The sequence below is a fragment of the Streptomyces sp. NPDC001027 genome (assembly GCF_040299045.1).
Classification (GTDB): Bacteria; Actinomycetota; Actinomycetes; order Streptomycetales; family Streptomycetaceae; genus Streptomyces.
The window spans coordinates 1-6,225 of the sequence record NZ_JBEPBI010000349.1 but is presented as its reverse complement, the minus strand read 5'-3'; the positions used below and the strand labels follow the sequence as shown (position 1 = coordinate 6,225).

Here is a 6,225-nt window from a genome sequence, read left to right as displayed (position 1 = left end):
ACACGCTGCGCGCCCGCCTGAGGAGCGTGGCCGCAGAGCGCGAACTCCTCCTGCAGCAGGACGACTCAGCCGACGACTACGCCGGCGCCGTCCGCCGCGGACCGTGTCACTGCGTGCGCGATACTGGGATTGAACCAGTGACCTCTTCCGTGTCAGGGAAGCGCTCTCCCGCTGAGCTAATCGCGCGGGTAAGGATCTCGAAGATCCAGTGGACGATACTGGGATTGAACCAGTGACCTCTTCCGTGTCAGGGAAGCGCTCTCCCGCTGAGCTAATCGTCCTTGGAGGTGGAGACGGGATTTGAACCCGTGTAGACGGCTTTGCAGGCCGTTGCCTCGCCTCTCGGCCACTCCACCAGGAGTGTAGGGGGCCCGGGAAGACCCCTTCTTCCTTCGAGCGGACGACGAGGCTCGAACTCGCGACCTCAACCTTGGCAAGGTTGCGCTCTACCAACTGAGCTACGTCCGCTTGTCGTTTCGTTCCGCTCTCGCGGCCCGGCGACGTGTTGAACTCTAGCGGATTCCCGGGCCAGTACAAAAACGCGTTTGTGCAGCGTGCTGCGCTGCGCTCGCGTGCGCACCAGGTCAGCGCCCCCGGAGGCCGTGACCTGCGGAACACGCGAGGACGGTCCCCGAGGCGCCCGTCCTACACTCGACCATGTGCTCGACCTCCCTCCTCTCGCCCGTTTCGGCGGCCGCCTCGCCACCGGTCTCCTCGATGTGACCAGCGATCCCGCAGCCCTCGACGGCTCCGGGTTCTGGGCCGTCTGCGCGGACTTCGAGGGCCGTCTCGTCTGCGCCCGCTTCGCCGACGTGCGCGAGGAGCCCGTGCCCGCCCCCGTGCCGGGGGGCTGGCGGGGGCCCGCGGCCGGTGACTGGGCGTCCTCCCTCGACCGTGCCGCGTACACGGCGGGCGTGCGCCGGATCCGGGAGCACATCGCGGCCGGCGAGGTGTACCAGGCGAACCTCTGCCGGGTGCTGACCGCGCCCGTGGCGCCCGACGCCGACGTGGACGCGCTGACCGCCCTGCTGGCCCGGGGCAACCCCGCGCCGTATGCAGGAACGATTCGCCTGCCGGCGCACGGCGTGGAGACGGCCACCGCGTCACCCGAGCTCTTCCTGCGCCGCGCGGGCCGGACCGTCGAGTCCGGCCCCATCAAGGGCACCGGCCGCACGGAGGCGGACCTCCTCGCCAAGGACTACGCCGAGAACGTGATGATCGTGGACCTCGTCCGCAACGACCTGGGCCGGGTCTGCGCCACCGGCACCGTCACCGTCCCCGACCTGTGCGCCGTCGAGAAGCATCCCGGTCTGGTCCACCTCGTCTCAACGGTCCGCGGCGAACTGCGTCCGGGCGCCGGCTGGCCCGAACTGCTGGACTGCGCCTTCCCGCCGGGCTCGGTCACCGGCGCCCCGAAGGCGAGCGCGCTCGGGATCATCGACGCGCTGGAGACGGCGCCGCGCGGCCCGTACTGCGGCGGCGTCGGCTGGGTCGACGCGGACCGGGGCACGGGCGAGCTGGCCGTCGGCATCCGCACCTTCTGGATCGACCGGGCCGCCGACGGCGCGGCCGTGCTGCGCTTCGGCACCGGCGCGGGGATCACCTGGGGCTCCGATCCCGAGGCAGAGTGGGAGGAGACCGAGCTGAAGGCGTCCCGGCTGCTCGCGGTAGCGTCGGGTGCGTACGAGGCCACGGGCGCGTACGAGGCCGAGGAGAGGAACTGACGTGAAGATCTGGCTCGACGGCGGGTTGCAGGACGGCGAGACCGCCCGCGTCTCCGTCTTCGACCACGGACTGACCGTGGGCGACGGCGTCTTCGAGACGGTGAAGGCGATGCACGGGGAGACCTTCGCGCTCACCCGGCACCTCGACCGGCTGACCCGCTCCGCACGAGGCCTCGGCCTGCCCGACCCGGACCACGACGAGATCCGCCGCGCCTGCGCCGCCGTCCTCGATGCCGACCCGGTGCCGCTCGGCCGACTGCGCATCACCTACACCGGCGGCCAGGGCCCCCTCGGCTCCGACCGCGGAGACCAGGGCCCCACCCTCGTCGTCGCGCTCGGCGGGACTTCCCGGCGCGCCGACTCCACGGCCGTCGTCACCGTCCCGTGGACCCGTAACGAACGCGGCGCGGTCACCGGCCTGAAGACGACGTCGTACGCGGAGAACGTCGTCGCGCTGGCCCGGGCCCACGAGCAGGGCGCCACCGAGGCGTTGTTCGGCAACACGGTCGGGCGGCTCTGCGAGGGCACCGGCTCCAATGTGTTCGTCGTCCTCGACGGCGAGATCCACACCCCGCCGCTGGCCTCCGGCTGCCTCGCGGGCATCACGCGCGAGCTGACCGTCGAGTGGACCGGCGCCAAGGAGACCGACCTGCCGCTGGACGTGCTGGAGCGGGCCGACGAGGTCTTCCTCACCTCGACGCTGCGCGACGTCCAGGCCGTCCACCGGGTCGACTCCCGCGAACTGCCGGGCGCGCCCGGACCGGTGACCGCCAAGGCCATGCGCGTCTTCGCCGAGCGGGCGGCGGACGACCTCGACCCGTGAGTTCCGCGGGGGATGCCCGCAGCCCGCGCGGACAGCGGCGGAAATCGAGCTGACGTCACGCTCGGCGTTGGGTAGAAAGCCCCTGATGACCACGACCCTGCGGCCGACCGAGCCGCTCCAGCGCGCCGCCGACGGGGCGCTGTCGCGCCACTACCAGGTGTGTGTGAACAGCCGCCCCGTCGGAGCCGTCCACCTCTCGACGTCCCCTTCCTTCGGGCCCCGCGTCGCCGTGATCGCCGGTCTGCGCATCGAGGAACCGGACCGCGGGCGCGGCCGGGGGACGGTCGCCGCGCTGGCCGCCGAGGAGGTGGCCCGCGGCTGGGGCTGCGGGCGGATCGACATCCGGGTGCCGGCGGACGCGTCGGCCGCGCTGCGGATGGCGACGGCCCTCGGCTACGTCCACCGCAACCGCGGCATGGAGAAACCGCTCGGCCCCGCCCTTCCCCGGTTGCCCGAAGGCAGCCGGGGCCGGCCGATGACACAGGCCGAGTACGACGCCTGGCAACGGCACGCCGTGGCGGACTACGCCCAGGACTGGCGGGAGCGCGGGGTGCCCGAGGACGAGGCCCTGGCCAAGGCGCGGCGCGACCACGAGCAGGAGCTGCCGCAGGGCCGTGCGACGCCGAACATGCGGTTCAGCGTGCTGGAGCACGACGGCGTCCCGGTGGGCAGGCTCTGGCTTGCGCTGGCCGACGACAAGGCGTTCGTCTTCGACGTCGAAGCCGACGAGGCGTTCCGCGGCCGCGGCCACGGCCGTTCGCTGATGCTGCTGGCCGAGACGCAGGCGTACGACGCGGGGGTGCGCGTCCTCGGCCTCAACGTGTTCGCCGGCAACACCCCGGCGGAGCGGCTGTACGAGTCGCTGGGATACGTGCCGGTGGGCTACTCGATGTACAAGGCCCTGATCTGATCTGATCAGGGCCGGTCAGGTCACGCCTGCTCGGCCAGCAACCGGTCGGCGATCTCCTCGATGCGCCCGCGCAGCCCGTCCTGGCTCTTGCCGCCGTCGAGACGCTCGCCGCCGATGACGTACGTCGGGGTGCCGGTGACGCCGATCGCCTTGCCCTCGGCCTGGTCGGCGTCCACGATCAGGATGTGCCGGCCGTCGATCAGGGCGGTGTCGAACTCCTCAGCGTCCAGACCCAGTTCACCCGCGATCTCGACCAGTAGCGGTTCTCCCGCACGGTCCAGCTCCCCGACGCGCGCCAGCACGGCCTCGACGTACGGCCAGCCCTGTCCCTGCTCCAGAGCCTCCTCGGCGGCCTGCGCGGCGGCGAAGGCGTGCCGGTGCTTCTCCAGCGGGAAGTGCCGCAGCCGCAGCTCCAGGCGGTCGCCGTAGCGCTCGCGCAGGGCGTGCAGGTCGCCGAGCGCTACACGGCAGTCGGGGCACTGCAGTTCGCACCACACGTCGAGGACGACGGCCGGCGGGGCGTCGGCCGCGGAGGAGACGGACGAAGAGGCCGGGGAGGGGTCGGACGAGGAGGCGGGGGAGGGGTGCGCCGGGGACGAGTCGCTCATGCCGCCAGTCTTGCAGCCCGTGCCCGGCCGCCCCAATCCGGACGGCCGCCGCCTCCCCGCCACGAGCCGCCGCGGCGGGGGCGCTGCCCCGTCCCGTTGCCCGCCCCGCGGCCGCGGCTCGTGGTCGGAGCGCGCCTCCGCTCGCCTCCGCCGCTGCATCCGGAGGTGCAGCGGAGGCCAGGGTGCATACGGCACCTGCGGAGGAGCCGACCCGGAGATGTCCCTGATGTCCGGCTGCGGCATGGCCCGGGAGCGGTGTCCAGGTGCACGATGGAGGGGACGAGGCGCGGGCCTGCCGGGTGTGCCGCCGCGTCCGCCCGACCTTGCCCGCACGCCCTGCCTGGAGGACCGGATGATTGCCGAGACCGTCTGTTCCGCCGTCGCCGCGGCCGGCTTGGGCATCGCGGTGGTCACGGCGTACCGCAAGCGCTATCTCGCGGCGGCCCGGATCGCCGCCTACGCCCTCGTGCCCCTCGGCCTCGTGATGACGGGCGTCGTCGACTGGCTCGCCGACACCGCCTTCAGTCCTACGGCGTGGGCCGGTTTCGCGGTGCTGGGCGGCGCCTGGGCCCTCTTCGCCACGACGCGCGCGGTGGAGCGTCGCCGCGGCGGCACCCGCAAGGAGCGCAGGGCGGCGGCCCGTGCCGCCCGCTCCGAGGCGGTGGCGCCCGCCGCCTCCGCGCCGTCCCTGGGACAGTCCTCCAGGCCGGCCTCCCGCCCGGCGGCCGCGCCGCGGGCGACCGGCGGCTCGGAGGACTTCAGCGACATCGAGGCCATTCTGAAGAAGCACGGCATATGACGCCCGCCCTCGACCCGGGGCGGGCGGCAGGGCAGGTGAGGGGCGGTCCGGCGGGCGCGGCGGCCCCCGGGTGAAACGACACAGTCGGGCCGCCCGCGCGCGGAAATGATCACACCCTGGACACGGCCTGAAACCGACCTCGCGGATTCCAGCGATGTCCCGCTCATTCCGTGCGTGTTGATCGCGCGGGAGATCCCCGCTGCGTCATCATCGCCGCGAGATGCTGGACACGACACAGAGCGACGCCGCGCCGCCGAAGGACGAGCCGCGCGGGTGCCTCTTCGCCCTTTCCCAGCCACCGCTGATGATCTTCCTTGCGGTGATCGGGTGTCTGCTGCTCATGGCCTCGCTGCATGATCTGCTGCTGCTCTGAGCCGTACCCGCGGTCCCCGGCGTCACCCGCCGGGGCCGCGTCGGCATCGCACCTCCCCACGGGCCCCGCCGCGCAGACGCGGTCAGCCCGCCGCCTCCTTGCGACGCGCCCGGTAGGCGGCCACGTGCAGGCGGTTGCCGCAGGTGCGGCTGTCGCAGTACCGGCGCGACCGGTTGCGGGAGAGGTCGACGAAGGCGCGCCGGCAGTCGGGGGCCTCGCAGCGCCGCAGCCGCTCCTGCTCGCCGGCCACCACGAAGAACGCCAGCGCCATCCCGCAGTCGGCGGCCAGATGGTCGGCGACCGAGGCCCCGGGTGCGAAGTAGTGGACGTGCCAGTCGTAGCCGTCGTGATCGGTGAGGCGCGGGGTGGTGCCCGCCGCGGCGACCAGCTCGTTGATGTGCTGAGCGGCCGTACGCGGGTCCTGCGCCGCGAAGATTCCGGCGAACCGGCCACGAACCTTGCGCACCGCGGACAGATCGAACTCGGAAAGCGTGCCGACATCGCTGATGTCGTGCTTTCGTACGAAGTCTCCGAGGGTGGCGACATCCGGCAGCCCGTCCGGAGCCGTGTCGTCCTCCGGCGCGGAGTTCACCAGATCCACCACGGCGTCGAGCGCGCACCGGGTGTCGTGGGTGATCAGCACGTTTCGCTCCCTGGCCTGACGGTCGGGCGGGCGCCCGCCGATGCTGGCCGATGGTAGCCGCACCGGGGCCTCAGGCGACGGGCGGTCGTGAGCCGGATCCCGCGGGGACGGCCCCGCAGCGGCGGGAGGGCGGGCTCCGGGACCGGGGGAGGGGCGCCCGCACGGGCAGCCAGGCCTCCCGGGACGGACAGGCATGGGACGGCTCCGCGGTCTCGCGGCCGGGGATGCGACGACGCCGACGCCGCGCCCCCGGTGGCCGGGGGGCGGCGGCGCCGCAAGGGCGGTGCGATGGGGGGGCCCCCAACGGCAACCCACGCGGACCGCGCCCCGCGGCGCGAGCACGGC

The 6,225-nt window shown here is 73.4% G+C and carries 7 protein-coding genes and 4 tRNA genes; 5 read left to right on the top strand and 6 right to left on the bottom strand.

Features of this window, described 5'->3' with window-relative positions:
• Positions 1-114 precede the first annotated feature (114 nt).
• From ABT300_RS40245 to ABT300_RS40230, 4 genes are all read right to left on the bottom strand, one after another.
• Positions 115-186: transfer RNA gene (locus tag ABT300_RS40245), tRNA-Val, on the bottom strand.
• Positions 187-209: 23 nt separating this feature from the next.
• Positions 210-281 (bottom strand) — tRNA-Val (locus ABT300_RS40240).
• 1 nt (position 282) lies between these two features.
• Positions 283-356: transfer RNA gene (locus tag ABT300_RS40235), tRNA-Cys, on the bottom strand.
• A gap of 39 nt (positions 357-395) precedes the next feature.
• A tRNA-Gly gene (locus ABT300_RS40230) sits at positions 396-468 on the bottom strand.
• A 191-nt stretch (positions 469-659) separates the two neighbouring features.
• On the opposite strand from ABT300_RS40230, the gene ABT300_RS40225 reads away from it, so the two are divergent.
• From ABT300_RS40225 to ABT300_RS40215, 3 genes are all read left to right on the top strand, one after another.
• The gene (locus ABT300_RS40225; RefSeq protein WP_351687014.1) at positions 660-1,724 is read left to right on the top strand and encodes a chorismate-binding protein; all 1,065 of its coding nucleotides are present in this window, start codon (positions 660-662) and stop codon (positions 1,722-1,724) included.
• A gap of 1 nt (position 1,725) precedes the next feature.
• Positions 1,726-2,547 carry an aminotransferase class IV gene (locus ABT300_RS40220; protein ID WP_351687012.1) on the top strand — a complete coding sequence of 274 codons (822 nt, stop codon included), beginning with the start codon at positions 1,726-1,728 and terminating at the stop codon, positions 2,545-2,547.
• 85 nt (positions 2,548-2,632) lie between these two features.
• Positions 2,633-3,457: a GNAT family N-acetyltransferase gene (locus tag ABT300_RS40215; RefSeq protein ID WP_351687009.1), complete on the top strand. Its 825-nt coding sequence runs from the start codon at positions 2,633-2,635 to the stop codon at positions 3,455-3,457.
• Positions 3,458-3,477: 20 nt separating this feature from the next.
• Here ABT300_RS40215 and ABT300_RS40210 read toward each other — a convergent pair whose 3' ends face one another.
• A complete protein-coding gene (locus tag ABT300_RS40210; protein WP_351687006.1) occupies positions 3,478-4,065 on the bottom strand; it encodes a DsbA family protein in 588 nt (195 codons plus the stop codon).
• A 352-nt stretch (positions 4,066-4,417) separates the two neighbouring features.
• Between ABT300_RS40210 and ABT300_RS40205 the strand changes: the two genes are divergently transcribed.
• Together ABT300_RS40205 and ABT300_RS40200 are read left to right on the top strand one after the other, a co-directional pair.
• Entirely contained in the window at positions 4,418-4,864 is a 447-nt protein-coding gene (locus tag ABT300_RS40205) for a hypothetical protein (RefSeq protein ID WP_351687003.1), read from the top strand.
• 220 nt (positions 4,865-5,084) lie between these two features.
• The gene (locus tag ABT300_RS40200) at positions 5,085-5,237 is read left to right on the top strand and encodes a hypothetical protein (RefSeq protein WP_173877776.1); all 153 of its coding nucleotides are present in this window, start codon (positions 5,085-5,087) and stop codon (positions 5,235-5,237) included.
• 82 nt (positions 5,238-5,319) lie between these two features.
• On the opposite strand, the gene ABT300_RS40195 is transcribed toward ABT300_RS40200, so the two are convergent.
• Entirely contained in the window at positions 5,320-5,880 is a 561-nt protein-coding gene (locus tag ABT300_RS40195) for a CGNR zinc finger domain-containing protein (protein ID WP_351686999.1), read from the bottom strand.
• Positions 5,881-6,225: the final 345 nt, after the last annotated feature.